This window comes from Sandaracinobacteroides saxicola, assembly GCF_014117445.1.
Taxonomy (GTDB): domain Bacteria; phylum Pseudomonadota; class Alphaproteobacteria; order Sphingomonadales; family Sphingomonadaceae; genus Sandaracinobacteroides_A; species Sandaracinobacteroides_A saxicola.
In genome coordinates this window covers 375,382-400,708 of the sequence record NZ_CP059851.1, presented here as the reverse complement: position 1 = coordinate 400,708, position 25,327 = coordinate 375,382, and the positions used below count along the sequence as shown (strand labels likewise).

Sequence of the window (25,327 nt, the reverse complement as noted above, 5' to 3'; positions counted from 1 at the left end):
CTCCGTCAGCGCGTGTCGTAGTAGATCGTCGCCATCCGTCCGAACAGCGCCAGCGCATCCGCCGGCGCGTTGCTGCCGCTCCATTCGCGCCACACCGTATCGACATTCACCGCCACCCGCTCAGCATCCTTCCAACCGGCATAGCGCCCCAGGCCGATATCGCGCGCTGCCTCCTCGGGTCCCATCCCCGCCTCGAACCGCCGCACCGCTTCCGCTTCGATGAAATGCAGATAGTCCGTCACCTCGCGCACCCCGGCGCGATCCGTCAGCGGGCCATGGCCGGGCACGATATGCGCAGCGTCCAGGCTCTCGATCAGGTCACAGGCCGCGATCCAGTTGCTCACCGGCCCCGCCCAGATGATCGGCGTCCCCTCGATGAACAATATGTCGCCGGTGAAGACCGTTCGCGCGCCCGGCACATGCACGATCACATCGCCCGCGGTATGCGCCGGCCCCACTTCCAGCAGCTGCACGCCATGCCCGCCCACCTGCAAGCCCGCCACGCCGCTGAAGGTGCGCGTCGGCGCCCGGTGGCGCACGCCGGCGAAATCGAACGGCGCGAAAATCTCCGCGAAGTAACGCCCCGCCTCCCCAAGCTGCCCCGCCGCGCCCGCCGCCTTCATCATTGCCAGTGTCGCCGGCGGAAAGGCCTCCATCTCCCGCGCGCTGGCCGCGCTCGCCACGATCTCCGCATGCGCCAGCAGCGCGTTGCCGTGGGTGTGGTCACCATTGGCATGCGTGTTCACCACCGTCGCGATTGTCTCCCGCCGCACGCCGCAGCTCGCTTCCATCGCCCGCAGCATGTCGTCCGTCAGCGCCTCGTCGAACAGCGTGTCCACCAGCGCCGCCTCGCCACCGTCGCTGATCAGCCCGGCATTCGAATAACCCCAGCCGCCATCGGGCTGCATCCATGCCCACAGCCCCGCCCCCAGATCGACCAATCCCCGCGCATAGGCCATGCCCGCTCTCCTTTGACGGAAAGGCTACGCCAGCATCAGCACCGCATGCAACGCCACCCCGATCAGGCCGCCGATCAGCGTGCCGTTCAGCCGGATGAACTGGAGGTCACGGCTCACCGCGCTCTCCAGCTTGTCGGTGATCGTCGCCGCGTCCCACCCGCGCACCGTATCGCTGATCAACCCGACGATGGAATCGCCATAGCGCGCCACTGTCCCCACGATCGCCCGCCGCGCCAGCGCATTCACCGCCGCCGCCAGCGCCGCCTCGCCGCGCAGGCTCTTCGCCACGCTCGCGCCGATGGCGCCCGGCGCATCGCCCGCCAGCAGGCCCTTCAGCCCCGCCTTCGCCTCGCCCCACAGCCCCTCCAGCCACTCCCCCACCGCCGGGCTGTCGAGCAGCTCGCGCTTCACCCGCTCCACCTTCGCCTGCATCTCGGGCATGTGCTTCAGGTCGAAGATCAGGTCGGCGATCGCCCGCTCGGCCTTCTCCCGGATCGGATGGTGCGGGTCCATCTGCACCTCCGCCAGCAATGCCCGCAGCCCATCGACGATGGCATCGGCCACCTTCTCATCGACATTCACCAGCCGCAGCAGCCAGGCGGTGCGATCTTCCACCATCGCGCGGATCAGCCCTTCCTGATTGTCCAGCGTGTTGCGCGCCCAGCCGATGGCCGCCTCCAGCACCGGCAGATGGCGTCCGTTGGCCACCATCGCCTCCAGCATCCGCCCCAGCAGCGGCGCCACCGGGGTCTCCCGCAGCTTGCGCGCGCCCGCCTCGCGGATGCGACGTCCCACCTCGTCCGCCGCCGGCCCGCTCGCCAGCATCTCCAGCAGGCTGCCGAGCCCGCGCCGCGCCCGCGCGCCGCTTGCCGGCCGTTCCAGCCATCCCGCCAGCGTGTCGGCGGCGTCGAACCGCTCCAGCCGGCGCGCCACATTACCCGGCGTCAGGAAATTGTCGCGCACGAACAGCGCCAACGCATCACCGATGCGGTCCTTGTTCGCCGGAATGATCGCGGTATGCGGGATCGGCAGCCCCATCGGCCGGCGGAACAGCGCCGTCACCGCGAACCAGTCCGCCAGTCCGCCCACCAGCGCCGCTTCGGCAAAGGCCTGCAGCCAGACAAACTGCGGATAGCCCGCCCGCATCAGCAGCGTCGCCGCGATCAGCAACGACGCCGACAGCAGCAGCAGCCCGCCCGCAACCGCCTTCAACCGCGCGGCATTGTCGCCCAAAAGCTTACTCCGCAGGGCCCGCCACCGGGGTGGGTTTCGGCTTCGGTGCCCGCTCGCCATTGGTGAACCAACGCATCAGCCGCGGCGCCAGCCAGGTCTCCGCGCTGACCGCCAGGCTGAACCCCGCCGGCACGATCAGCAGCGTCAGCGCGGTGGACATGATCAGGCCGCCGATCACCACGATGCCCATCGGCGCCCGCCAACTGCCATCGCCCGACAGCGACAGGGCGATCGGCAGCATGCCCGCCACCATCGCCACCGTGGTCATCACGATCGGCTGCACCCGCTTGTGCCCGGCCTCCAGGATCGCTGCCAGCTTCTCGGCGCCGTGGTGCATCTCCTCGATCGCCATGTCGACCAGCAGGATCGAGTTCTTCGCCACGATCCCCAGCAGCATCAGCAGGCCGATGAACACCGGCATGGAAATCGCATTTCCCGTCAGGTGCAGCGCGATCGCCCCCCCCAGCGGTGCCAGCAGCAGCGACCCCATGTTCACGAACGGCGGCAGCACCCGCTTGTACAGCAGCACCAGCACCGCGAACACCAGCAGCACCCCGGCGATCACCGCGATGATGAAGTTCACCAGCAATTCGGCCTGCCACTTGTCCTGCCCGAACTGCACCTTCTCCACGCCCTGCGGCAGGTTCTTCATGGTCGGCAGCGCGTCGATCTTCGGCTGCGCGTCACCGCTCACCAGGCCGGGCGCCAGGTCGGCACCCACCACCACGCGCCGCTGCTGGTTGAACCGGCGAAGCTCGGTCGGCCCCGCGCCGAAGCTCAGGTCGGCCACCACCTTCAGCGGCACCGTGCCACCGCGGGTGGTCGGCACCGGCAGGTTTTCCAGGGTCGTGATGGTCTGACGCGACTCCTCGGACAGCGCCACCCGGATCGGGATCTGCCGGTCGCTCAGGCTGAACTTGGCGACATTCTGGTCGATGTCGCCCAGCGTCGCGATGCGGATCGTCTCCGACAGCGCCGCCGTCGTCACGCCCAGCTCGGCCGCCAGGTCGAACCGCGGCTTGATGGTGATCTCCGGTCGCCGCACATCGCCCTCGATGCGCGGCTGCCGCAATTCCTTCAGCCCGCGCATCTCGTCGACGATCTTGCTTGCCACCGCCTCCAGCTGCACCGGATCATTGCCGGCCAGCATCACCGTCATGTCACGGCCGATGCCGCCGCCGGTCTGCGACTGGAAATTCACCCGCGCATCGGGGATTGCCGCCAGTTTCGGCGCCATCGAGCGCTCGAACTCCACGCTCGACATCGGCCGGTCCTTGCGCAGCGTCAGATAGATATTGCTGTTGCCAATATTGATCTCAGCAAAGCTGTATTCCACCGCCGGCGAGGTTTTCACGATGGCCGTCACCTTGTCGGCGACCGCGGCGTTCTGCGCCAGCGTCGAACCCGGCGGCATCTGGATGCGGATCTGGCTGTAATCGGTGTCGATGTTCGGCTGGAAGGTCAGCGGCAGCGTGGCAAAACTGAACACCGTCGCCACCAGTGCCAGCGCGCCGATCCCCACCGTCTTCCAGCGGTTCTTCAAGGACCAGCGCAACAGGTCCATGTACCAGTGCACCCAGCGGCTGTCGCCATGCGCCGCCTCGCCCTTGGCCGACAGGAAATAGGCCGCCAGCATCGGCGTGATCAACCGCGCCACCGCCAGGCTGAGCAGCACCGCGAACACCACGGTAAAGCCGAAATTCTTGAAGAACTGTCCGGAAATCCCGGGCATCAGGCCCACCGGCAGGAACACCGCCACGATGGAGAAGGTGGTGGCGACCACCGCCAGCCCGATCTCGTCGGCCGCGTCCATCGCCGCCTGATAGGCGCTCTTGCCCATCCGCATGTGGCGGACGATATTCTCGATCTCGACGATGGCATCGTCCACCAGCACGCCCGCCACCAGGCTCAGCGCCAACAGGCTCAGGCTGTTCAGCGAAAAGCCCATCAGGTCCATGAACCAGAAGGTCGGGATCGCCGACAGCGGGATCGCCAGCGCAGAGATCACCGTCGCCCGCCAGTCCCGCAGGAACAGGAAGACCACGATCACCGCCAGCACCGCGCCCTCGATCATCGCCATCAGCGCGCTGTCATACTGCTCCTTGGTATAATCCACCGTGGTGAACAGCTGCTTGAAGCGGACCTTGGGATTGTCCTTCTGCAGCTCCGCCAGCACCTTCTGCGCGGCATCATAGACCGCCACGTCGGACGAGCCCTTGGATTTCTCCAGGCTGAAGCTCAGCACCTGCCGCCCGTCCATCTTGGAGATGGAGCGCTGCTCGGCGTAAAGATCGCGCACCGTGGCAATGTCGCGCAGATAGATGGTGCGGCCGTTGCCCAGCGAAATCTGCGTCGCCGCCAGGTCATCGGCATTGCGCGCGTTGCCCAGCACGCGCACCGCCTGCTCGGACCCGGCGATCTCCGTCCGTCCGCGGGCGGCGTTCAGGTTCACCTGCCGCAACTGGCCGTTCACCTGCGCCGCCGTGATGCCATAGGCCTGCATGCGCGCCGGATCCAGGATCACGCGGATCTCGCGATTGACCCCGCCATCCCGCCGCACCGCGGCCATGCCCGACACCGACAGCAGCTTCTTCGCCACCGTGTTGTCGACATACCAGCTCAGTTCCTCCAGCGTCATGTCGACCGCTTCGGCCGAGATGTAGGCGATCGGCCCGCCGCTCGCCGCGTCCACCCGCGTCACCTGCGGCTGCAGGATGCCCTGCGGCAGGTCGGAGCGGATGTTGGCGATGGCATCGCGCACATCGTTGACCCCGCGGTCCACCGGCGTGCCGATGGCGAACTGCACGAAGGTGCGGCTGTTGCCCTCGCTGACATAGCTGCTGATCTCATCGACGCCGTTGATGCTGCGCAGCGCCGCCTCCACGCGCTGCGTCACCTGCGTCTCCAGCTCGGTCGGCGCCGCGCCGGGCTGCACCACCACCACCTGCGCCGCCGGGAAATCGATGTCCGGATTGTTGTTGATGTCCATGGTGAAGAAGCTGACCAGCCCCGCCAGCGTCAGCATGGCAAAGGCGACCAGCGGCGCCACCGGATTCTTGATCGACCAGGCCGAAATGTTGCGCATCGCGGCCTCCCTAGCGGTTCAGGACGGGCGTGATGGTCTCGCCCGGCCGCAGGAAGGCGCCCGCGCTCACCACCACCCGTTCGCGCCCGTTCAGCCCGGCCGCGATGCTGACGCCCTGGTCGTTCACCGTGCCCACCGTGATGGCGCGCCGTTCCACCTTGTTGTTGGCGTCCACCACATAGACAAAGCTGCCGCGGTCGTCCGCCTGCACCGCCGACTGCGGCAGCACCGGGCGCTGCGTTTCCACGGCGATGATGCTGGCCTTGGCGAAGGACCCGACCTTCAGCGCCGGATCATAGTTCAGCGCGATCCGCACCACCCCCTGCCGCGTCTCGGTGTCGATCGCCGGTTCCACCAGCCAGATGCGGCCACTATAGCCCAAGCGCGACCCGACCGGCGTCACCGTCGCCGGCATGCCGGCCTTCAGGTTCACCAGATCCTGCTCCGCCACCCGCGCGCGCATCTCCAGGATGCCACCCGCCGCCACGCGGAACAGCATGCCGCTGCCCGGCGACACGATCTGGCCCACTTCCGCCATGCGCTGCAACACGATGCCGGCCTCCGGCGCGCGGATCGACAGCCGCGCCAGCCGCGCCTCGCTTTCGCGAACCTGCGCCACCGCCACCGTTACCCGGGCATTGGCCGAATCGCGGGTTGCCGTCCGCCGGTCGATGTCCGCTTTACTGATGAAACCGGGTGTCACCAGTGCACTGGCCCGGTCGAGTTCCGCCTGCGCCAGCCGCGCATCGGCACGCGCCTGTACCACGCCGGCCTGCAACTGCGCCAGTTGCGCCCGCAGGACCCGGGCATCGATTTCCGCCAGCACCTGACCCTTCGCCACGCGTGATCCGGCCTCGGCCCGGATCGCCACGATCTGGCCGCCCTCGCCCGCCACACCCACCGGCATGTCGCGCCGCGCGGCGATGCTGCCGCTTGCTGTCACCTGATCGCGCACCGCGGTCATCCCGGGCACCATCACGGTCACCTTGGCCCGGGTCGGAGCCGGCGCCGGCTCGGGCTTGCCGCCCCGCAGGGCATAGAAAGCAATGATCGCCGCCACCACCAGCGCGGCGGCAGCATAGAGAAGGATACGCCGGCGGCGCGACCGGCGCGCCGCGTCACTGTCATCGGGCGACCGGAGTTGGTCGGCCATGCTGGGGTCGAGTGGGGAGAGCTGCATGTTCATATCGCTTGAGTTTCCGCTACTGGTTGGACAGCATGCCTCAGCACGCCGCCAGCGACGTTGCTCCCCTCAAAGCAACGCCCTCTTATCGCCTTCCCACGCATCGTGCAAGCCTATCTCGCCCATCACCGCCATCCGTCTTTCCTGCAACCAACTTGTTGCACGCCTGTTATGACGCTACACATCATCACGGCGCAGGGAGGCACTTATGGAACATGGTTGGTTTGCCTGGATCATCATCGGCTTGGTCGCAGGTCTGCTCGCGCGCTGGATCGTCCCCGGGGACGAGCCGGGCGGCATCATCGTCACCATCCTTCTCGGCATCCTCGGCGGGGTCGTCGGCGGCTTTCTCGCCGGCCTCATCGGCCTGGGGGGTGGCGGCTTCATCTGGTCGATCATCCTCGCCACCCTGGGCGCCGTCATCCTGATCTATCTCTACAACATGGTTCGCCGGCGAAGCTGACCGCCCCTTCACCTGACTCAGTTCAGCTTCCGGACAGCGACCGTGCCGCAACGGCAGGTCGCTGTTCCATGTTCAAGGATCCCTCATGAAAAAAATGCTTGCCGCTGCGCTCGCCCTGGCCGCCCTGTCGCCCCTGCACGCGCAGGCCGCGCCCGCCACGCTCACCCTCTCGACCGAAGCTCGGCTCAGCGCCGTACCGGATGTGGCCGACATCGGCGCCGGCGTCGTCACCTCAGCCAAGGACGCCAATGCGGCGATGACCGAAAACGCCAGCCGCATGAGCGCGGTTATCGCCGCGCTGCGCAAGTCCGGCGTCGCGGAACGCGACATCCAGACCAGCGGCCTGAACCTGCAACCACAATATCGCTACGGCAACAATGTGCCCCCCGTGCTCACCGGCTATCAGGCGAACAACCGCGTCTCTGTCACCCTGCGCGACCTGAAAGGGGCCGGCCGCATCATCGACACGCTGGTCGCCCAGGGCGCCAACCAGATCGACGGCCCCACATTCCGTGTCGACAAGCCCGAAGCCCTGCTCGATCAGGTGCGCCAGCAGGCGATCAAGACCCTGCGCGCCCGCGCTGACCTTTACGCTACCGCCGCCGGCCTGCGCATCAAGCGCATCACCGCCATCGCCGAAAACAACAACCCCTTCACCCCGCGGCCGCAGCCGATGATGGCGATGGCGATGCGCGCCGAAAAGGCCGACAGCCCGGTCGCGCCGGGTGAAATCGACCTTTCGCTGAATGTCAGCATGACCTTCGAACTGGAATGATGCCCGCCGCCTGCCGGCGCGTCGCCCGCGCCGGCAGAGGGCCACCTTGGACTAGCCGCAGTTCACCGAACCGCTGCCGCGCGTCGAAACCTTGCACTTCGCCCCGCCGGTGATGCGGACATCGCCGCTTCCCATCAACGCGACATCGGCGCCACCACTGGCGGCCCCGTCGATATCGCCGCTGCCCCGCAGGCTGGCGGTCAGCGACGTGCACAACACCCGCCGCGCCTGGATGTCGCCGCTCCCCGCCAGGGTGTAGGTGCCGGAGCCGCACCGCCCCTGCGCCTCGATATCACCCGAGCCGGCAAGCGACAGGGTCAGCGCGCTGACATCCACCTGTCGCAGCCGCACATCGCCCGAACCCGCCAGCTCCGCCGCAAAAGCCGCGCCGCTGACCCGGTCGACATTCAAATCCCCCGATCCGCGCAGGTTCACGGCACGCAGGGCCGGCAGGCTGACGAACACCTTCAGTTCGCGGCGGGACCAGCCGCCCCAGCTGCCCGACTTCAGGCCGACGCGAAGCTCACCGCCGCTGACCACGATCTCCAGCCGTTCCAGATCGGCTTCATCCCCGGTTGCCCGCACCGCGAAGCCGCCGCCGGTCGAAACCTCGACCGTGGGCGATCCCAGCAAGGTCACACGGTCGAAGGCGCCGACGGAAAAGCTTCGCTCCGCCGCCATCGCGGCACCGGACAGCGACAAGAAAGCAAGACAGAAAAGGGGTTTGCGCATGACATGGCTCCTGTTGCGAGACTCCCCTCTCGCCGACCGCCATAGCTCGCCCGTCCGCGGACGCAAGCCCCGTGACACGCAGGTTCACGCCGCGTCGTGGAAGATGATGCCCAGCGTCCGGCGCTGGCCCGACCGCACCTCGGCAACGCCGTGGCGCATGGTGGCACGCGCCCAGCCCCGGCTGGCGCTGACCGGACGATCGCGGACCGGAAACACCACCGCATCGCCCTGTGCCAGCGGCACCACCGAGGCGCGGGACTGCATGCGTGCCCGCCCCTCCACAAGCAGGAACTCCCCGCCGCTGAAATCACGCCCCGGTTCGTCGAGCAGCACCACCAGCTGCAGCGGAAAGACCAGCGCGCCATAGATATCCTGATGCAGCCGGTTATAGTCCCCGGGACCATAGCGCAGCAGCAGCGGTGTCGGGCGGGCCTGGCCGGCGGCAGCGCATTCGGCGACCAGGCCGGCATGGTCGGCCGGCCATGTTCGCTGACCGGCCAGCCGTGTCGCCCAGCGATTGGCGACCTCGGCTAGCGGCGGGTAGAGCATCTCGCGCAGCGTCTGCACGGGCGCCGGCAGGGGCCGCGCGAAATAGCGATACTCACCACGCCCATAGCCGTGGCGGGCCATGATCACCGTGGAACGGAACGCCGTTTTGCCATCGTCGAGCATTCCCGCCAGCACCGCGCACTCCGCCCGCCCGACCAGCCCGGGCAGCATGGCATAGCCCTGGGTGTCCAGGGCGGCCGCCAGAGCCGACACCTCGGGAAACCCGATCGCGCTCACGCCGCCACCCGGTGTGCACGTTCAGCATCCAGCAGCGCCCGCTTCCGCTCCAGGCCCCAGCGATAACCGCCCAGGCCACCATCGGCGCGCAGCGCGCGGTGGCAGGGGATCAGGACCGCGACGCGGTTGGCGGCACAGGCGCTCGCCGCGGCACGAACGGCACGCGGCGCCCCCACGCCGGCCGCAAGCTCGGAATAGCTCACCACCTCCCCTTCCCTGACGCTCATCAGGAGGCGCCACACGCTGATCTGGAACGCCGTGCCGCGCAGGTCGAGCGGCAGATCCGGACGGGGCGCCACACCGGCGAGGTGATCGCCCAGCGCCACCATCCAGGCATCGAGCTCGGCACTCCCGCCGGCCGCCGCCGGCTCAAGCTGCGCCCTCGGGAACTCCTGCGCCAATTGCCGCGCCAGCGCATCGGCGCAGGTCCCGAACTGCACGAAGCATATGCCGCGTTCGGTCGCCGCCATCATCAACGGTCCCAGCGCCGTCTCGCGCGCGGCATGCACGATCCTCTCTCCGGCGCCGCCGGCGCGATAGGCCGATGGCGTCATGCCGAGATTGTCGCCCACCCGTTCATAGATGCGGCTGGTCGAACCATAGCCGGCCTCGAACGTCGCGCCCAGCACCGTATCACCCGCGCGCAGCCGGTCCTTGAAGCGACGCAGCCGCTCCGCCGCCTGATAGTCCTTCGGGCTGACGCCGATCACCGCCTTGAAGCTGCGCTGGAAATGGAAAGGGCTCATGCCCGCCTCCTGGGCAAGCCGTTCGAGCGACAGCCTCTCGTCGGCATGCGCGACGATGAACGATGCCATCGCCTGCATCAGCGAGCCATGGGGATCGCGGCCCTCCATGGCCAGCGGATGGCAGCGTCGGCACGGCCGGTACCCGGCGGCCTCGGCCCCGGCGGCCGTTTCGTAGAAGATGACATTGGCCCGCTTCGCCGTCCGCGCCGGGCAGGACGGGCGGCAGAATACACCCGTCGTTCTGACGGCGTAGAAAAACTCGCCGTCCGCCGTCTTGTCATGCGCCTGCACCCGCGCCCAGCGCGCAGCGTCGATATCCTTGTCCATGGCGGTTCCTTTCATTCCCTTATGCGGCGCCACGCGCCGCGTTTCACGCTGCAATGCGAAGCCGGTCTGCCGGACCCGCAAGACGAGCCTTGTCGACATCCGGACTGCGATATTCCGCCTCCGCGATGGTCGCGAGGGTCGAGGGCCGCACCTGCTCCCCCAGCCCGTAGAATTTCTGGAAGCTCATGATCAGCGGCCGCCACTTGTCGGGATCGATCCGGTTCGGATCGCCGGCAAGCAGGATCGCCTCATCCACATGCACGCGCAGGATGCGCGCTTCGAATGTCAGGATCCTGCCGGCCAATGCCGCATCCTCGGCGGCGATCGAATGCACCGCTTCGATCCGCGCCTCCAGCTGCACCGGCGCTTCCAGCGCGCGGGGCGGCACCACGGTCTCACTGGCAACCGGCGTCAGCCCGGCCCGCGCGAACTTGGCATGCACATGACCATAGCCGCGTTGCGCCTTGTAGGGCGGCACCGGATTGGCTGCCGTCGTCAGCGCCAGCCGGTCCACCCGGTCGGCCATGTCGGCCGACGGCAGGTTGATGACCAGCTCGGGATGGCGCAGCAGGTTCTGCGCGGTCTGCGATGCCGCCGACAGGCCGAGCACCGCGCGCCAGCCAAGCCAGAACACGGACGACATCGGCGCCAGGTTGGCACTGCCATCCGCATTCAGGCTGCTTAGCAACGCCACCGGCGTGCCGAAATAAAGGATGGCGGGTTCGCTTGACCGGATCATGGCAAAATCTTCCTGCAAGGGTGGCTGCCAACCTCCTTTGCAGGGAACGCGGGGCACCGGCGCTCCGGATCTTGCGCTTCATTTCAGCGAGCGGCGTGCCGGCGCAGGACCGCAGCTTCGCTAAGCGACGCGGTCTTTTTACTGCGACACGGCAATGCGGCCTTACTTATTGCGCCGCGGCGACGCGGCCTTTTTATTGCGCCGCGGCGACGCGGCCTTTTTACTGCGCCGCAGCGACGCGGCGACGCCGCAGTGAGGCGCCGACAAGGCCGAAACCTGCGATCAGCATCGCCCAGGTCGCCGGTTCGGGCACAGCCGCGAAGTTCAGGATCACGCCGGTGGGACTGCTTTCAAAGAAATAGTTCCAGTCGCCATCGGTGATGTCGCCCGGCGTGGTGCCATTGTCCCACACGAAATAGTTGAGACCCGGCACGCTCACCGCCGACACCGGCCAGCTTACGGAGCCGCTGCCGGTCAGGCCGGCGACGCTGAGGAAGGCGACATAATTCTGCCCGGCGGTGACCGCCACATTGGTGGTGAAGCTGTTGATGCTGCCCAGCGTGAAGGCGCTGCTCTGATACAGGATCGAGGTGGCGCCGAAGCCGAAACCGAAGGCGGCGGTGCCGTTCCAGTCGCCGATGTAACCGACCGAATCGAACCCGCCGCCGTTGGAATAGAGCGAGAAGCCGGTGAGCGTGCCGGTGACCGGCGCGGTGAAGGTCACGCCATAGGTCGTGCTGCCATCGAACCCATAGGGCGAGACGCTGCCGGGCAGCGACGCGGTATTGTCGAGCGTCACGGCAGAAACCGCGGTGGCACCCGTCAGCGCGGCGGCGAGAATCAAGGCCTTGATCATGATGTTCCGTCCCCTTTTGCGTGCGGATCGACATTGGAAATCGATGCGACAAGGGCAGGTGCAACATTTATGCCAGTCTTTGGCGTAAGATTTAACCTATCTGATTCAACATTTTATGGATGCGGAATGGTTAATGATGGCGCGCTACCTGTCAATTTATCCGACACCAAGGTGCGCGATGAGAAGGCCGATGAATCGCCGCGTGAATGGCGCGTTGTCCCGGCCAGCAAGGAGGTTGCCCATGTCCGTCCTGAACCGTCGCCGGCTGTTGGAACTTGGTGCCGGTGCTGCCGTTGTTGCCGGCATGTCCAGCATGTCCACCGCCCGTACCGCTGCGCCGCTTCTTGGCAGCGCCGCACCCGTCGCCTCCGGCCGCTTCACGCTGCCGCCCTTGCCCTATGCGCCGTCCGCCCTGTCCCCCGCGGTCAGCGCCGAAACCCTGGCGTTGCACCATGGCAAGCATCACCAGGCCTATGTCGATGCCCTGAACAAGGCCGTTGCCGAGACGCCGGCGGCGCGCGGCAAGCCGCTGGAAGCGCTGTTCGCGAGTGCGTCCACCCTGCCGGCCGCCATCCGCAACAATGGTGGCGGTCATTGGAACCACAGCTTCTATTGGGAATCGATGGCCGGCCCCGATCGCCGGGGCGCTCCGTCCAAGGCGCTGTCGGCCGCCATCGAGCGCGCCTTTGGCGGCATGGAGGGGCTGCGCACCGCGTTCGACGAGAAGGGCAAAGGCCGCTTTGGCTCCGGCTGGGCCTGGTTGATCCTGCAGGACGACGGCAGGCTGGCGGTCACCAGCACCCCCAATCAGGACAATCCGTTGTTCGATGACGCTGACGAGAAGGGCGTGCCGCTGCTGACCAACGACGTCTGGGAACATGCCTATTATCTCAGTTTCCAGAACCGCCGCCCCGATTATCTGAACGCGTTCTGGAACGCCGTGAACTGGTCGGTGGTCAGCGAGCGCTACGCCACCTCAGCCGACGACTAGCGCCTCCGCTTCGGCGCTGGCCCAGTCATAGTCGCCGTTGATCCGCCATACTTCCTTTCCGGCAGCATCATAGAGAATGGTGACCGGTAGACCCTTGGCGCCGATGGCGGCGCCATAGGCCATCGCACTGTCGACCTGTGGCTTCACCGTGGTGAATTTGCCGGGCGTGAAGAATTTGTCGACTGCGCGCCAGCCCTCCATGTCCTGGCTGACCGCCAGAACGGTGACCCGGTCACCAAGCGTCTTCGCCAGGGTGTCAAGCGCCGGCATTTCCTTGATGCAGGGCGCGCACCAGGTCGCCCACAGGTTGACCAGCACCGGCTTGCCGCGGAAATCGGCGACGGTTTTCGTCGCGCCGCCGTTGCTCATCTCAAACGGGACGGTCGGCGCCGGCTTTCCCGCCTGGCTGCGGTCGATCTTCGCCGCCAGCGCCACCGGCGGCGCCTCCGCCGCGTTCAACGCCGCTTGCGAGGGCGGTGCCTTTTCCCTATCGCCCGCGGGTGCCTGCCCGCAGGCGGCAAGCGACAGAAGGGCAATGAAGGTCAGACGCATGGCGGGCTCCGGAAAGGTCAGCAACAGCCTGTGGGGTGGCCGCTTCGACGGCGGACCTGCCGCCGTGATGCAACAGATAAATGCCTCCATTCCGTTCGACAAGCGGTTGTGGCGGCAGGACATCGCCGGCAGCCTGGCGCATGTGGCGATGCTGGGCGCGACCGGCATCCTGGAACCAGATGCCGTGGCCCGGATCGAGACGGGCCTGCGGGCCATCCACGCGGACTATGAAGCCGACGGCGTGCCGGAGGATCCGGCGCTCGAAGACATCCACATGCATGTCGAGACGCGGCTGGCCGAGCTGATCGGCCCGGACGCCGGCCGGCTGCACACCGCGCGCAGCCGCAACGACCAAGTGGCGACCGATTTCCGCCTGTGGGTGCGCGCCGCCTGCGACGACATTGATGCCGCGCTGAAGGCGCTGGTGGCGGCGTTGCTGACGCGTGCGGAAGCGCATGCGGACACGATCATGCCGGGCTTCACCCACCTCCAGGTGGCGCAACCGGTGACGCTCGGCCATCATCTGATGGCCTATTTCGCCATGTTCGGGCGGGATCGTGGCCGCTTTGCCGATGCCCGCGCCCGCATGAATGAATGTCCGCTGGGCGCGGCAGCGCTCGCCGGCACGGGTTTTGCGATCGACCGCATGATGACGGCGTCGACGCTCGGCTTCGACCGGCCCACCGCCAACAGCCTCGACAGCGTATCCGACCGCGACTTTGCCATCGAATTCCTCACCTGCGCCGCCCAGACCGCGCTGCACCTTTCCCGCCTGGCGGAAGAGATCATCCTGTGGGCCAGCCAGCCCTTCGGCTGGGTCAGGCTGCCCGACGCCTGGAGCACCGGCAGCAGCATCATGCCGCAGAAGCGCAACCCCGACGCCGCCGAACTGGCGCGTGGCCACAGCGGGCGCATCGTCGGGCTTTGTGTCGGCCTGATGGCGGTGATGAAGGGCCTGCCGCTGGCCTATTCCAAGGATATGCAGGACGACAAGGAGCCGCTGTTCGAGGCGCATGACCTGCTGGCTCTGTCATTGGCCGCGATGACCGGCATGGTGGAAAGCCTGACCTTCGTGCCCGACCGGATGCGCGCGGCGGCGGCCAGCGGTTTTTCCACCGCGACCGACCTCGCCGACTGGCTGGTACGCGAAGCCGGCGTGCCGTTCCGGGAGGCGCATCACATTACCGGCCGCGCGGTAAAGGCCGCGGAAGCCGCCGGCGTGCAGCTCGATGCCTTGTCCCTGGACGCGCTGCGCGCCGTCGATCCCCGGATCGACGGTCGCGTTTTCGGCGTGCTCAGCGTCGAAGCGTCGGTCGCCAGCCGGGGCAGCCTGGGCGGCACCGCGCCGTTTCGCGTGCGGGAAGCCATCGCTGCGGCAAGGTCGGGCCTGTGAAGCCGGCCTTGGTCCTGCTGCTGCTTTTGCTGTCGGCCTGCGGCCACAAGGGCGCGCTGGTGCGCGCCACCGATGACAGCAAACTGACCAACGCCCAGGTGCGCGCCATGAAGAAGGAGGAAGGCGCGGCGACCATGAAAGCGCTGATTCCGCCCGCCCAGGCGGCGCCGAAGCGGGTCGATGACGGCGCGGTGCCGTCGGGCGTGCGGCAGGACGATCCCTTCAACCTGCCGCCGGCGGACACCGTCGAAAAACCACGCTGATGGACCATTTCCACGATCGGGACGGCGTGATGCACGCCGAGGATGTGGCGCTGGACGCGCTTGCCGCTGCCGAGGGCACACCCTTCTATGCCTATTCCAGCGCCACCATCGAACGCCATTTCACGGTCTTCCGCGATGCGCTGGCCGGCCTCGACGATCCGCTGATCGCCTTCGCCGTCAAGGCCAATCCCAATGTCAGCGTCATCGCCACGCTGGCCCGTCTCGGCGCCGGTGCGGATGTCGTGAGCGAGGGCGAGATGCGCCGCGCGCTTGCCGCCGGCGTGCCCGCCGGCCGCATCATCTTTTCCGGTGTCGGCAAGACCCGCGCCGAAATGGCGGCAGCGCTCATTGCCGGCATCTTCCAGTTTAATGTGGAGGGCGAGGGCGAACTGCACGCCCTGTCCGAGGTGGCGGCCGCGCTGGGGCGCACCGCCAGCGTCGCTATCCGCGTCAACCCCGATGTCGATGCCCGGACGCACGCCAAAATCTCCACGGGGAAAAAGGAAAACAAGTTCGGCGTGCCGCTCGATCGCATCGCCGCACTCTATGCCACCGCTGCCGGACTGCCCGGCATCCGGCCGGTCGGCGTCGCCGCGCACATCGGCAGCCAGCTCGCCAGCCTGGAGCCCCTGGAGGAAGCCTATGGCAAGCTCGGCGCGCTCGTCGCCACGCTGCGCCGCCAGGGCCAGACGGTCGAGCGGGTCGATCTCGGCGGCGGCCTGGGCATCCCCTATGACCCCTCCCTGCCGCCGCCGCCCGGCCCGGCGGCCTATGGCGCCATGGTGGCGCGGGTCACCGCCGGTTGGGGCGTGCGGCTTGCCTTCGAACCGGGCCGATTGATCGTCGGCAATGCCGGCGTGCTCGTCGCCCGGGTCATCACGGTGAAAAGCGGCGGCGAACGGACGTTCGTGGTGCTCGATGCCGCGATGAACGACCTGCTGCGCCCCAGCCTCTACGGCGCCTGGCACGACATCCGCGCGCTTTCCCCCCGCGCCGGCGGCATGACCGCCACCATCGTCGGACCGGTATGCGAAACCGGCGACCAGTTTGCGGAGGACCGTTCGATCACCCCGGTGCAGCCCGGTGACCTGGTGGCGGTCATGACCGCCGGCGCCTATGGCGCAACCATGGCGAGCACCTATAATTCGCGGCCGCTGATCCCGGAGATTCTGGTGCGCGGCCGCGACTATGCCGTCGTGCGCCCGCGCCAGACACTGGACCAGCTGATCGGCGCCGACCGTATCGCCCCCTGGTTGAAGGAACGTCCATGAAACCCGTTCGCAAGGCCGTGTTCCCCGTTGGTGGCATGGGTACGCGCTTCCTGCCCGCCACCAAGGCCGTGCCGAAGGAAATGCTGCCCGTCGTCGACAAGCCGCTGCTGCAATATGCGGTGGACGAGGCGCTGGCCGCCGGCATCGAGCAGATGATCTTCGTCACCGCACGGGGGAAAAGCGCGCTGGAGGATTATTTCGACGTGGCGGGCGAACTGGTGATGACCCTGCGCGAAAAGGGCAAGACCGCCGAACTGGCGGTGCTGGAGGGTACGCAGCTGGCGCCGGGCAACATCGCCTATGTCCGGCAGCAGGAGCCCGCTGGCCTGGGCCACGCCGTCTGGTGCGCGCGGCATATCACCGGCGACGAACCCTTCGCCGTGCTGCTGCCCGACGAGCTGCTGTGGCAGCCCGATTACCCGTGCCTGAAACAGATGGTCGATGCCCGGAACAAGGTGGGCGGCACGGTGATCGCCGTGATGGAAGTGCCCGAGGAGGAGACACACCGCTATGGCATCGTCGCCCCCGGCGCGGTCGATGGCGCGCTCACCGAGGTGCGCGGCTTCGTCGAAAAACCCAGGGCCGGCACCGCCCCGAGCCGGCTGGCGGCGGTGGGCCGCTATCTGATCGAACCGCAGGTGATGGACATATTGGCGGAGGGAAAGCGTGGCGCCGGGGGCGAGATCCAGCTGACCGACGCGCTGGCGCAACTCATCGGTAAATCACCGTTTCATGCTTACACCTATGCCGGCGCGCGCTTCGATTGCGGCGACAAGGCAGGGCATATCACCGCCAACCTGGCGCTGGCCCTGGAACGGCCGGACATCGGCCCGGCAGTGCGCGCCTGGATGACCACGAACCTCTGATGGAAAGCCTGCCGCTGTTCCACCGGCTACGCGGCCAGACCGTGCTGCTGGTGGGAGAGGGCGACGCCGCCGACGCCAAACGACGCCTGATCGAGGACGCCGGCGGCGTGGTCATGGCGGAAGCGACAGCCGCCACCCGATTGGCCTTCGTCGCCATCGACGACCGCGACACCGCCGCCGCGGTTGCCACGCGGCTCAAGGCGCGGGGCCTGCTCGTCAACGTCGTCGACCAGCCGGCGCTCTGCGATTTCACCGTGCCGGCGATCGTCGATCGCTCCCCCGTGCTGGTCGCCATCGGTACCGGCGGCGCCTCCGCCAGCCTGTCGAAAGCGCTGAAGGAACGGCTGGAGCGCTTGTTGCCCGGGGGCCTTGGCACGCTCGCCACCGCCATTCTCGCTGCCCGCGATGCCGTCGCTGCGGTCCATCGCACCGTGCCCGCCCGCCGCGCCTTCTGGAGCCGGCTGCTGGCCGACGGCGCAGCATTGGACCCGCTGCGCGACAGCGCGGACGCGCCTGCCGCCATCGCCGCCGCGCTCTCTGCCGTCGCCGCCGACCCGGCCGACAGCATCAGCGAAATCCCGCTTCCCGCCAGCGCCGAGGACCTCACCCTGCGCCAGCTCCGGCTGCTGGCCCAGGCCGACCTGGTGGTACATCCGGCGGACTGCCCGGCGGACGTTCTGGCCCTGGTGCGGCGCGATGCGGCGCGCATCACCGGTGCCGCGCCCCCGGCCGGCGCCCGCGGCCATGTCGTCATTCTGATTTGACCCTCATCCCCGCCGCGCTACCATGGCGGCGGAGGTGGGTTCCGATGTTCGACCGCCGCTTGTTCCTGCTGGGCAGCGCCGGCGCGCTCGCCGCCGCCCGCCTGCCCGAATCGCTGCTCGACCGCGCCATCCGCCGGGCCGGCGGCGCCCACGCGCTGCGCAACGCCCGCCTGTTGCGATGGCGCGGCCGGGCGAGCATCTTCGCCGGGCCACGGCGGATCGAGATCGGCGTCTCCACCCGCGTCATCCCCTTTCGCGCGGCGCGGTCGGACAGTTGGCTGCTGAGCGAAGGACCGTCCAAGCAGCGCTCACTGATCATCGAACCGTCGGGTGGATGGGTGGAGCGCGCCGGCGTCCGCACGCCGCTGCCCGATGCCGTGGTGCGCCACGAACGGGCGCAATATGCGATCTACGGCCTGATGTTGCTGCTGCCGCTGACCGAAGCGGGCGCCAGCGCACGGCCCGGGCCGGACCCGGATACGCTGATGGCCAGCCATCCGGATGCACCGCCAACCCTGCTCGGCTTCGACCGCGACGCGCGGCTGGCCTCAGCGGCCAACAGCGTGCCCGATCCCCAGGGCAAGGGTCTCGTCACGCAGCGCTTCACCTTCTCAGGCGAGATCGGTGATGGCGGCCTGCGCTGGCCCCGGCGCCTCCGCATCGACCAGGGCGGCAGGCCCTGGTTCGACCTGCAACTGACGGATTTTCAGGTCGCCGACGATGATCGTGCCGATGTCGATCCGGCAGCCGCCGGCACCCACGCAGATAATCAGGGGATGACGCGACTTGCCTGAAACCCTGTTCGCCCCTATGTCGCGCCGCGGGAGTCGGGCGGGCAGTTGCATCGCCAACCCGGTCAGGTCCGGAAGGAAGCAGCCGTAACGAATTCGCGCTGGGTCGTTCCCGGCTCCCACCAACAGCCGGCGCATGCCGGTTTTCCTTCACCATCGACAGGCCCGGACGCGCCAGTGCGCGCCCCGGAAGTGTCCCACATGACGCCCGCCATCCCGGATCGGGTGACAGATGTCACGGTCTGCATCATGCCCTCCGACATCGTGACGGATGTCATCGCTGACTCTGCCCCCGACCCATGACCTTCTGCTCCTGCCCGGCGCTGGCCGGTTGCAAGCAGGAGCATGAACATGACCAACATGAAAATCGGAATGGCCGCCGCGCTTGCGGTCGGCGCCATGGCCGCAGCTTTGCCGGTGATCGCGGCCAGCGGCAGCCAACTGACGGTCGATGTCGAAGGCGTGCGCAGCGCCAAGGGCAACGTCGTCATCTCGATGTGCCGCGAAGGGCAGCAGTTCCCGCAGGGCTGCACCTTCAAGGTCGCGGCCAAGGCGAAAGCCGGCAGCACCAAGGTCAGCATCCCGAACGTGCCCGATGGCACCTATGCCATCGCGCTGTTCCACGATGAGGACGCCAACGACCAGCTGACCTTCATCCGTGAAGGCATCGGCTTCAGCAACATCGCCAACCCGACGCCCGACCGCCCGGAATTCGAACGCTCGCAATTCCGCGTCCAGGGTTCGACCACGGTCGCGGTCAAGCTGCGCTACTTCAGCTGATCGCGACAGCGCCCGCCGCGCGCGGGACAGGGCACGGCATTGGATGGCGGCCGCCCCATCCAGTCTCAGCCACAGGCGGCTTTTTCAAGGAGGACACCATGTCCCTTCAACCCCAGGACGAGCTGAGCTTCGACGCTCTGGACCTTTCGGACCTGCAGATCGACGGCCTTGAGGTGATCAGCCTCAAGGAAGCGATGGCGCTTCCGGAAACCGGTGCATCGAGCGGCATCAGCTCGTGCAACAGCTGCTCGAGCTGCGGCTCGAGCTCGTGCGTCGCGCTCAACTGAGCCGATCATGTCGGGCGCACCGTCCGCAGCCACGGCCGGTGCGCCCTTCCGAACAGCAACCCCGTCACAGTCCGGCCTTCGGGAGACTATCATGACCGTGGAACCTCAGGCAATCGCAGATGCGGTGCGGCCGTCTCCCCGGGGCCCTGTTCAGCCGGACCGGCGCAATCCCGCCCCCCGGGGGCGCGCCGTTTCGGCCAGCCCGGCGGCCGTGCAGTTCCTGCATGTCGTCAAGCGATATGGCACCACCATGGCGCTCGATGACGTCTCGTTCGCGGTTCCCCGCGGCGAGATGGCCGCGCTGGTTGGGCCCAATGGCGCCGGCAAGACCAGCATCCTGGAAATGATCATGGGCCTTCGCCGCCCCGATGCCGGCTCGGTGCTGCTCGACCGGCGCGGTGGCCGCGCCGGCCCAACCGCCCCAACCGCCCTGCGCATCGGCGCGCAGCTGCAGGACAGCCGCTTCTACGGCCAGATGACCCCCCACGACTATCTGCGGCTGTTCGCCAGGCTGGAGCCGGGTGGCATCAGCCCTGAAAGCCTCATCGCCGATTTCGGGCTCGATGCCTTCGTCGACCGGCGCATCGCGGGCCTTTCGGGCGGCCAGCGGCAACGTCTCGCGCTGGCGCTTTCGGTGATCAACGATCCCGACCTCGTCATTCTGGATGAGCCGACCGTCGGCCTCGACCCCATCGCCCGCCAAGATTTCTGGGCACTGATCCGCCGCCTGCACGACGGCGGCCGTCGCACGCTGCTGTTCAGCACCCATTATATGGAGGAAGTGCGCTCGCTCGCCACCAGCGTGCTGATGCTCTCCCGCGGGCGCCTCGTCGCCACCGGCAGCGTCGACGCGGTCGTCGCCACGGCGCGTGGTGCCGCGAGTCTGGATGAGGCCTACGCCACGCTGGTCGGCCAGGGCACGATAACGGGAGCAGCGGCATGAACCCCGGCCGGCTTTCCGCCCTCCTCCTGTTCGACGTGAAGGCGTGCCTTCGCGATCGCATGGCGATGGGGTTCCTGCTCGCCTTTCCGCTGCTGCTCTATGTCTTCTTCGCGGCCATGTTCGGCGCCACCGACAGCCCGGAAGCTGGTGCCCGCTATTATGACCGCTACACGCCGGGCTTTGCCGCCGCGGTGCTGCTCAACATCGCCTTCCTGAACCTGGGGCCGGGCATCGCCATCGCCAAGGACGCCGGGATGCTGCGGCGCCTGATGATCACGCCGGCGACGCCGGTCGAGCTGTGGCTGGCGTCCATCGCGCGCACGCTGCTGGTGTTCGCCGTCGGTTATGCGCTGATCCTGTTCGCCGGCCTTGTGCTGTTCGGGCAGGTGCCGCGCGCGTCACTGCCGAACCTGCTGCTGCCCGCGCTGCTCGCCGCCTTCGCGCTGCTGTCCTGCGGGTTTCTGCTGGGGGCGTTGTTCAGCAAGCCGGCGGCGGCGTTCAACGCCGGCATGCTGCTGATCCAGCCCATGCTGCTGCTGTCGGGCGCGGGCATGCCCCTGGAATCGATGCCGCGCTTTGCCCAGTGGGCGGCGCAGCTCCTGCCCTTCACCTATGTGGTGGAGGCGATGCGACTGGGCTGGGAAGGTCGTTTCCTCACGACGGACGCCCTGTTGCCCTCGATCATCCTCGTGGTGATCGGCGCCGCCGCCGGCAGCCTTGCCGCCCACCTGTTCCGCCGGGGCGTGGCATGACCGCGGCCTCGCCCGCCGGCGTGCCGTCCGCGATGATGCTGGCGGGTTGCCATCTGCACCCGCTGTTCGTGGTGCGGGTCGCGGGGGAGCCGACCGCCCCGCTCGATGCCCTGGGCACTGGCGAAACCGATCGGCTGTGGCACCATGCCGACAGCCTGCGTGCCGCGCTCGGTGCCGATGCGCCGGCCGCCTGCGCCGAACTGGAACGGCTGGTCCCCGGGCTGGCTGACCGCGACGCCTCGCGCGCCGCGCTGGCCGCAAAGCGCCTGCTGTTCAACGGACAGGCGCCCAAGCCCGCACACCTCGCCGCGCTCGCCGGTCATGTCCCGGCCGACCTGCTGGGCGTCCTCGATCGGCTGGTGGCGCTTTCCGTCGCCATCGACGCGACGGAGCAAGCGCTGGCCGGGTCTTTCGAGGCCGAGATGGCCCATGGGGTGCCGGCGTTGCCGTCTCTGCTGGCGGGATCCAATCTTCGTGCCGCCTTGGGCTATGCCAACCCTGTCCTGCTGGCGAAGCTGGCCCGGCATGTCGCCGGCACGCCGGCGGATGCCAAGACCACCCGCAATTTCGAGGATTCGCTGCTGCAATATCATGCCCGCGCCTCGACCAAGACCAGCCCGCTGTCCTCCTTCACGGTGATCGGCGTCGGCCGCTGGGCAGAAAGCGGCGGCACGGGCCTGCACTTCCCGCCGGGGCTTCGGCGGCGGGTGGCGGTGAAGGCGGGGCTGATGCGTCACCTGCTCGCGCCTCTGCTGGCGGATTTCGACCTGGTGCGCGAAACCCTGCCCGTGCGCTTCAATGCCTCGGCAGGGCGCATCCAGGGGCGGATCGCCTTCTATCGCGCCACACCGGGCAACGAGGTTTCCGGCCGCACCTGGGGCGCCGGCCTGGCGCGTGCCGAGCTGGATGACAATGGCGCGATCCGCCTTGTCGAATCGCTGCTACAGGGGCGCGAATTGACCTTGTCGACGCTGGCAGCGGCGCTGGTCGAGCGCGCCCCGGCGCTGGCCCCGGGCATCGACCGTTTCCTGCGGCAGTTGTTCGACATCGGCCTGTTGCAGGTGGACGCCGGCCTGTTCGAGCAGGACGATCCGCTCGCTGCGGCCACGGCGCTGATCGGGCAGCTGCGCCATCCCGAAGCGCCGGCGCTACTGGCGCAGTTCGACCAGGTTGCCGCCGCGCTGGCGACGCTATGCAGCGATGATGCGGAAGCGCACGCCACGGCCACGGCCATCGTCGGCAACGCTGTGCGGGCGGTCGCCGCCCTGACCGGTGCGGAAACGGACAGCCCGCTGTTTCGGCCGGCCTTTCACGAAAACTGCTACCTCGGTGCCCCGGAGACCCCGCTGTCGTCCGCGCTGCTGGCACCGCATGCGGACGCCCTGTCCGTGCTGCAGGACCTGTCGCTGCTGCTCGATCCCCATCAGGAGCTGCATTCGCGGATGGTCGATGCCTTTGTCGCCCGCTTCGGTGAAGGAGGCGAGTGCGGCGATCCACGCGCCTTCCTCGAGGAGTTCGACGCGCATTACGCACCGGGCGTGCTGGACCGCCCATTCGACAGCGAACGCACCACGCCACCCGGCCCCTGCACCGCCGGCCTGCTGCGCGCGAAGGCAGCCTTCGACCATTATCTGGAAACGCTGCTGCGGCACGGGGAGGACATCGACCTCGACCTCGACACGCTGCGGGCGATCGTCGACATGATGCCGCCGACCCTTCGCGCCCGCAGCGCCTCCTACAGCCATGTTGTGCAGGTCGCGCGCTACGATGGCCGCGACACGCTGGTGCTGAACCAGGTGTTCGGCGGGCGTAGTTCGATCCTGTCGCGCTTTCTGGAGATTGCCGACGAGGACGCGCTGGCCGACACGCGCGATTATCTGGCCACGGCGGCCGAGGCGGCGGCGGTCGAGCTGCCGGGCGTGTTCGGTTTCAACGCCAATCGCCACCCGCCGCTGCTGTCCCGCGAGCTGGACGTGCCGCCCTTCCCGCCCTCCCATGCGGGCATCGACCGCATCGCGCTCGCCGATACGCGGTTGTTCCACGATCCCGACCTGCACCGCCTGCGCTTCCGCGACGGCAATGGTCGCGCCTTCGACCTGCATTACCAGGGTCTGCTGATCCCCGGCCTGCTGCCGCAACTACACCGGGTGCTGGCACTTGCCTTCACCGAAGGGCCGAGCCTTGCCATCACCAAGGCGCTGGCGGCGCGCAGCCTGGCCGCCGGCGAGACGGTGAGCAGGGTTCCGCGCATCCGGCTGGGCGATATCCTGCTGCTGCGCCAAACCTGGCTGGTCAGTCCGGGTGAATATCCCGAGGCCGCGCAGCCGCCGCTGGATTTCTATCGCGCAGCGCGGCGCTGGCAGACCCGGCTGGGGCTGCCGCAGCGCTTCTTCGTTCGCGCCCTGCCCTCCGCCGGGGAGGGCAAGGCAATCGACTGGGGTGCCGTCAACTTCAAGGACATGAAGCCCTTCTTCGTCGACCTGGCGAGCCCGCGCTTCGTCCGGCTGCTGCAGAACATGCTGAAACGCAGCCGGCTCACACTGTCGATCAGCGAGTTGTTGCCCGCTTTCGGCGACAGCATCGTGCAGGTCGGCGGCGAGCCGCGGGTGGCGGAACTGCATTTCGAGCTGACGCGGCCCGCCCGCGCCGTGCCGACGCCGGCGCGTCAGTGGTTCCGCATCGAGGTCGGCTATTTCGACCCCGACCGCACCCGCCTGATGGCGGACGCGATCGCGCCGACTTTATCGGCGATGCGCGCCGATAAAGCCGTCAGCCGCGCCTGGGCGATGCCGCGGTGGAAATTCGGGCCGCATGTCGAACTGGTGGTGGAATGCGAACCCTCCGCCTTGCATGCGCGGGTGTTTCCCGCGGCGCTCGACCGTCTGGAAGGCTGGTTGAAGGCAAACCCGAGCAATACGGCGCCCGATCCGCAAGGCTATGACCTGTTGTCGAAGCGGTTGGGCATGTTCGAGCTTGAACCCGGCCCCTATCTGCCGCTGCGGCGTGACAACAGCGTCCGTCTGGTGCCGTGGCGCGCCCCGACCGCCCTCATCCATCCGGCCTTCGCCGATGTGCGCGCCGACCTGCTGAGCGGCAGCATGGAAATCGCCTTCGCCCTGCGCGAGCTGAAGCTGACCGATCCCAACAGGTTCCTGCTGGTCCTGCACGGCATGCTGGCAGCCACCGCCGACAGCTACAGCGAGGGCGGCATGGCCCAGGGCTTCATGTCGATCCGGTCCCACGCCGACTATTTCTTCGCGGCGCATGATGTGGGGGGCGCCGCGCGCCGCCGCTTCGATGCGGTGGATGCCATGCTCGGCGCGCGCGCCGACGCCATCACGCAGGCCATCCGCAACCGGCAGCATGACAGCGCCGGACCCACGGCGGCGCAGCGGATCCTCGCGGCGTGGCTGCCGCTGCTGGCGCGCACGGCCGCGGCGAACCGGGCCGTCGTCGATGCCCATCATGCGGCGATCGCCGACGCCACCGTTCACGCCGACCTTGCCGAACGCCTGCGCCCGCAGGCGCCTGCCGACCTGCTGCGGGCGGAGCAGGAACGGCGGATCACCGACATCGCCGAGATTTTCCTGCAGAGCGAGCGGGGCCGCGCCGCCCAGCGGGCACCCGCGTTCCTCGCCTATCGCGCCACGGTCAATTTCTTCTATGGCCTGCTGCCGCTGCTCGATGTCGCCCCGGCGCAGAAATTCCTGCTGTGCCATCTGACCGCCAGTTCCATCGAGCGCACCACCGGGCGCGACTGGCGTCAGCTGTGGCAGGCGGCGGGGTGAGC

General features: G+C 68.2%; 24 protein-coding genes and 1 other RNA gene. 15 read left to right on the top strand and 10 right to left on the bottom strand.

The genetic code is table 11. From position 1 onward, the window contains the following. Nucleotides 1-5 precede the first annotated feature (5 nt). The 4 genes from H3309_RS01980 to H3309_RS01965 are packed head-to-tail and all read right to left on the bottom strand — an operon-like array spanning nt 6 to nt 6,430. On the bottom strand, nt 6-959 hold the full coding sequence (locus H3309_RS01980) for an MBL fold metallo-hydrolase (protein ID WP_207791544.1): 954 nt from the start codon (nt 957-959) through the stop codon (nt 6-8). Nucleotides 960-983: 24 nt separating this feature from the next. Then, nucleotides 984-2,192, bottom strand: coding sequence for a DUF445 domain-containing protein (locus H3309_RS01975; protein ID WP_243453808.1), 1,209 nt, complete (start codon nt 2,190-2,192; stop codon nt 984-986). 4 nt (nt 2,193-2,196) lie between these two features. After that, on the bottom strand, nt 2,197-5,277 hold the full coding sequence (locus H3309_RS01970) for an efflux RND transporter permease subunit (protein WP_182297022.1): 3,081 nt from the start codon (nt 5,275-5,277) through the stop codon (nt 2,197-2,199). 10 nt (nt 5,278-5,287) lie between these two features. Further along, nucleotides 5,288-6,430 (bottom strand): efflux RND transporter periplasmic adaptor subunit, encoded by a 1,143-nt coding sequence (locus tag H3309_RS01965; RefSeq protein ID WP_243453807.1) that lies wholly within the window; start codon nt 6,428-6,430, stop codon nt 5,288-5,290. 238 nt (nt 6,431-6,668) lie between these two features. Between H3309_RS01965 and H3309_RS01960 the strand changes: the two genes are divergently transcribed. Together H3309_RS01960 and H3309_RS01955 are read left to right on the top strand one after the other, a co-directional pair. Then, complete coding sequence (locus tag H3309_RS01960) at nt 6,669-6,923, top strand: GlsB/YeaQ/YmgE family stress response membrane protein (protein ID WP_182297019.1); 255 nt, start codon at nt 6,669-6,671, stop codon at nt 6,921-6,923. An 85-nt stretch (nt 6,924-7,008) separates the two neighbouring features. Further along, nucleotides 7,009-7,698: an SIMPL domain-containing protein gene (locus H3309_RS01955; RefSeq protein ID WP_182297017.1), complete on the top strand. Its 690-nt coding sequence runs from the start codon at nt 7,009-7,011 to the stop codon at nt 7,696-7,698. Between the two features lie 51 nt (nt 7,699-7,749). On the opposite strand, the gene H3309_RS01950 is transcribed toward H3309_RS01955, so the two are convergent. The 5 genes from H3309_RS01950 to H3309_RS17050 form a co-directional block, all read right to left on the bottom strand. After that, nucleotides 7,750-8,400: a head GIN domain-containing protein gene (locus tag H3309_RS01950; protein WP_182297015.1), complete on the bottom strand. Its 651-nt coding sequence runs from the start codon at nt 8,398-8,400 to the stop codon at nt 7,750-7,752. Nucleotides 8,401-8,514: 114 nt separating this feature from the next. Continuing rightward, nucleotides 8,515-9,150, bottom strand: coding sequence for a 2OG-Fe(II) oxygenase (locus H3309_RS01945; RefSeq protein WP_182298425.1), 636 nt, complete (start codon nt 9,148-9,150; stop codon nt 8,515-8,517). A gap of 62 nt (nt 9,151-9,212) precedes the next feature. Next, complete coding sequence (gene ada, locus H3309_RS01940) at nt 9,213-10,289, bottom strand: bifunctional DNA-binding transcriptional regulator/O6-methylguanine-DNA methyltransferase Ada (protein WP_182297013.1); 1,077 nt, start codon at nt 10,287-10,289, stop codon at nt 9,213-9,215. Nucleotides 10,290-10,332: 43 nt separating this feature from the next. Then, nucleotides 10,333-11,028, bottom strand: coding sequence for a flavin reductase family protein (locus tag H3309_RS01935; protein WP_182297011.1), 696 nt, complete (start codon nt 11,026-11,028; stop codon nt 10,333-10,335). Nucleotides 11,029-11,248: 220 nt separating this feature from the next. Next, entirely contained in the window at nt 11,249-11,884 is a 636-nt protein-coding gene (locus H3309_RS17050) for a PEPxxWA-CTERM sorting domain-containing protein (RefSeq protein WP_243453805.1), read from the bottom strand. 241 nt (nt 11,885-12,125) lie between these two features. On the opposite strand from H3309_RS17050, the gene H3309_RS01925 reads away from it, so the two are divergent. Continuing rightward, complete coding sequence (locus tag H3309_RS01925) at nt 12,126-12,875, top strand: superoxide dismutase (RefSeq protein WP_243453804.1); 750 nt, start codon at nt 12,126-12,128, stop codon at nt 12,873-12,875. On the opposite strand, the gene H3309_RS01920 is transcribed toward H3309_RS01925, so the two are convergent. Next, entirely contained in the window at nt 12,861-13,427 is a 567-nt protein-coding gene (locus tag H3309_RS01920; protein ID WP_182297009.1) for a TlpA family protein disulfide reductase, read from the bottom strand. The genes H3309_RS01925 and H3309_RS01920 overlap by 15 nt on opposite strands. Before the next feature lie 28 nt (nt 13,428-13,455). Here H3309_RS01920 and argH point away from each other — a divergent pair, with 28 nt between their 5' ends. The 12 genes from argH to H3309_RS01860 all read left to right on the top strand — a co-directional run bounded on the left by argH (nt 13,456) and on the right by H3309_RS01860 (nt 25,325). Then, complete coding sequence (gene argH / locus H3309_RS01915) at nt 13,456-14,820, top strand: argininosuccinate lyase (protein ID WP_182298421.1); 1,365 nt, start codon at nt 13,456-13,458, stop codon at nt 14,818-14,820. Then, a complete protein-coding gene (locus tag H3309_RS01910) occupies nt 14,817-15,083 on the top strand; it encodes a hypothetical protein (RefSeq protein ID WP_182297008.1) in 267 nt (88 codons plus the stop codon). Before argH ends, H3309_RS01910 begins: the two co-directional genes overlap by 4 nt. Further along, on the top strand, nt 15,083-16,354 hold the full coding sequence (lysA, locus tag H3309_RS01905; RefSeq protein ID WP_182297006.1) for a diaminopimelate decarboxylase: 1,272 nt from the start codon (nt 15,083-15,085) through the stop codon (nt 16,352-16,354). Before H3309_RS01910 ends, lysA begins: the two co-directional genes overlap by 1 nt. Further along, nucleotides 16,351-17,220 (top strand): UTP--glucose-1-phosphate uridylyltransferase, encoded by an 870-nt coding sequence (locus H3309_RS01900; RefSeq protein WP_182297004.1) that lies wholly within the window; start codon nt 16,351-16,353, stop codon nt 17,218-17,220. Before lysA ends, H3309_RS01900 begins: the two co-directional genes overlap by 4 nt. Continuing rightward, nucleotides 17,220-17,984, top strand: a complete 765-nt coding sequence (locus tag H3309_RS01895; RefSeq protein ID WP_182297002.1) for a precorrin-2 dehydrogenase/sirohydrochlorin ferrochelatase family protein — start codon at nt 17,220-17,222, stop codon at nt 17,982-17,984. Before H3309_RS01900 ends, H3309_RS01895 begins: the two co-directional genes overlap by 1 nt. Before the next feature lie 44 nt (nt 17,985-18,028). Continuing rightward, nucleotides 18,029-18,778 carry a hypothetical protein gene (locus H3309_RS01890; protein WP_182297000.1) on the top strand — a complete coding sequence of 250 codons (750 nt, stop codon included), beginning with the start codon at nt 18,029-18,031 and terminating at the stop codon, nt 18,776-18,778. Nucleotides 18,779-18,804: 26 nt separating this feature from the next. After that, nucleotides 18,805-18,895: signal recognition particle sRNA small type (gene ffs, locus H3309_RS01885), an RNA gene on the top strand. A gap of 231 nt (nt 18,896-19,126) precedes the next feature. Further along, on the top strand, nt 19,127-19,555 hold the full coding sequence (locus tag H3309_RS01880) for a DUF2141 domain-containing protein (RefSeq protein ID WP_182296998.1): 429 nt from the start codon (nt 19,127-19,129) through the stop codon (nt 19,553-19,555). A 98-nt stretch (nt 19,556-19,653) separates the two neighbouring features. Continuing rightward, entirely contained in the window at nt 19,654-19,842 is a 189-nt protein-coding gene (locus H3309_RS01875) for a thiazolylpeptide-type bacteriocin (protein WP_182296996.1), read from the top strand. A 91-nt stretch (nt 19,843-19,933) separates the two neighbouring features. Continuing rightward, the gene (locus H3309_RS01870; protein ID WP_182296995.1) at nt 19,934-20,785 is read left to right on the top strand and encodes an ABC transporter ATP-binding protein; all 852 of its coding nucleotides are present in this window, start codon (nt 19,934-19,936) and stop codon (nt 20,783-20,785) included. Further along, nucleotides 20,782-21,537 (top strand): ABC transporter permease, encoded by a 756-nt coding sequence (locus H3309_RS01865; protein ID WP_182296994.1) that lies wholly within the window; start codon nt 20,782-20,784, stop codon nt 21,535-21,537. The genes H3309_RS01870 and H3309_RS01865 overlap by 4 nt, the downstream gene beginning before the upstream one ends. Further along, entirely contained in the window at nt 21,534-25,325 is a 3,792-nt protein-coding gene (locus H3309_RS01860) for a lantibiotic dehydratase (RefSeq protein ID WP_182296993.1), read from the top strand. The genes H3309_RS01865 and H3309_RS01860 overlap by 4 nt, the downstream gene beginning before the upstream one ends. The last annotated feature ends 2 nt before the right edge of the window (nt 25,326-25,327 follow it).

Coding starts and splice junctions, on each gene's coding strand:
- H3309_RS01980 (WP_207791544.1), bottom strand. CDS start 959: ATGGCCTATGCGCGGGGATTGGTCGATCTGGGGGCGGGGCTGTGGGCA.
- H3309_RS01970 (WP_182297022.1), bottom strand. CDS start 5,277: ATGCGCAACATTTCGGCCTGGTCGATCAAGAATCCGGTGGCGCCGCTG.
- H3309_RS01965 (WP_243453807.1), bottom strand. CDS start 6,430: ATGGCCGACCAACTCCGGTCGCCCGATGACAGTGACGCGGCGCGCCGG.
- H3309_RS01960 (WP_182297019.1), top strand. CDS start 6,669: ATGGAACATGGTTGGTTTGCCTGGATCATCATCGGCTTGGTCGCAGGT.
- H3309_RS01955 (WP_182297017.1), top strand. CDS start 7,009: ATGAAAAAAATGCTTGCCGCTGCGCTCGCCCTGGCCGCCCTGTCGCCC.
- H3309_RS01945 (WP_182298425.1), bottom strand. CDS start 9,150: ATGCTGCCCGGGCTGGTCGGGCGGGCGGAGTGCGCGGTGCTGGCGGGA.
- ada (WP_182297013.1), bottom strand. CDS start 10,289: ATGGACAAGGATATCGACGCTGCGCGCTGGGCGCGGGTGCAGGCGCAT.
- H3309_RS01935 (WP_182297011.1), bottom strand. CDS start 11,028: ATGATCCGGTCAAGCGAACCCGCCATCCTTTATTTCGGCACGCCGGTG.
- H3309_RS17050 (WP_243453805.1), bottom strand. CDS start 11,884: ATGATCAAGGCCTTGATTCTCGCCGCCGCGCTGACGGGTGCCACCGCG.
- H3309_RS01925 (WP_243453804.1), top strand. CDS start 12,126: ATGTCCGTCCTGAACCGTCGCCGGCTGTTGGAACTTGGTGCCGGTGCT.
- H3309_RS01920 (WP_182297009.1), bottom strand. CDS start 13,427: ATGCGTCTGACCTTCATTGCCCTTCTGTCGCTTGCCGCCTGCGGGCAG.
- lysA (WP_182297006.1), top strand. CDS start 15,083: ATGGACCATTTCCACGATCGGGACGGCGTGATGCACGCCGAGGATGTG.
- H3309_RS01900 (WP_182297004.1), top strand. CDS start 16,351: ATGAAACCCGTTCGCAAGGCCGTGTTCCCCGTTGGTGGCATGGGTACG.
- H3309_RS01895 (WP_182297002.1), top strand. CDS start 17,220: ATGGAAAGCCTGCCGCTGTTCCACCGGCTACGCGGCCAGACCGTGCTG.
- H3309_RS01890 (WP_182297000.1), top strand. CDS start 18,029: ATGTTCGACCGCCGCTTGTTCCTGCTGGGCAGCGCCGGCGCGCTCGCC.
- H3309_RS01880 (WP_182296998.1), top strand. CDS start 19,127: ATGACCAACATGAAAATCGGAATGGCCGCCGCGCTTGCGGTCGGCGCC.
- H3309_RS01875 (WP_182296996.1), top strand. CDS start 19,654: ATGTCCCTTCAACCCCAGGACGAGCTGAGCTTCGACGCTCTGGACCTT.
- H3309_RS01870 (WP_182296995.1), top strand. CDS start 19,934: ATGACCGTGGAACCTCAGGCAATCGCAGATGCGGTGCGGCCGTCTCCC.
- H3309_RS01865 (WP_182296994.1), top strand. CDS start 20,782: ATGAACCCCGGCCGGCTTTCCGCCCTCCTCCTGTTCGACGTGAAGGCG.
- H3309_RS01860 (WP_182296993.1), top strand. CDS start 21,534: ATGACCGCGGCCTCGCCCGCCGGCGTGCCGTCCGCGATGATGCTGGCG.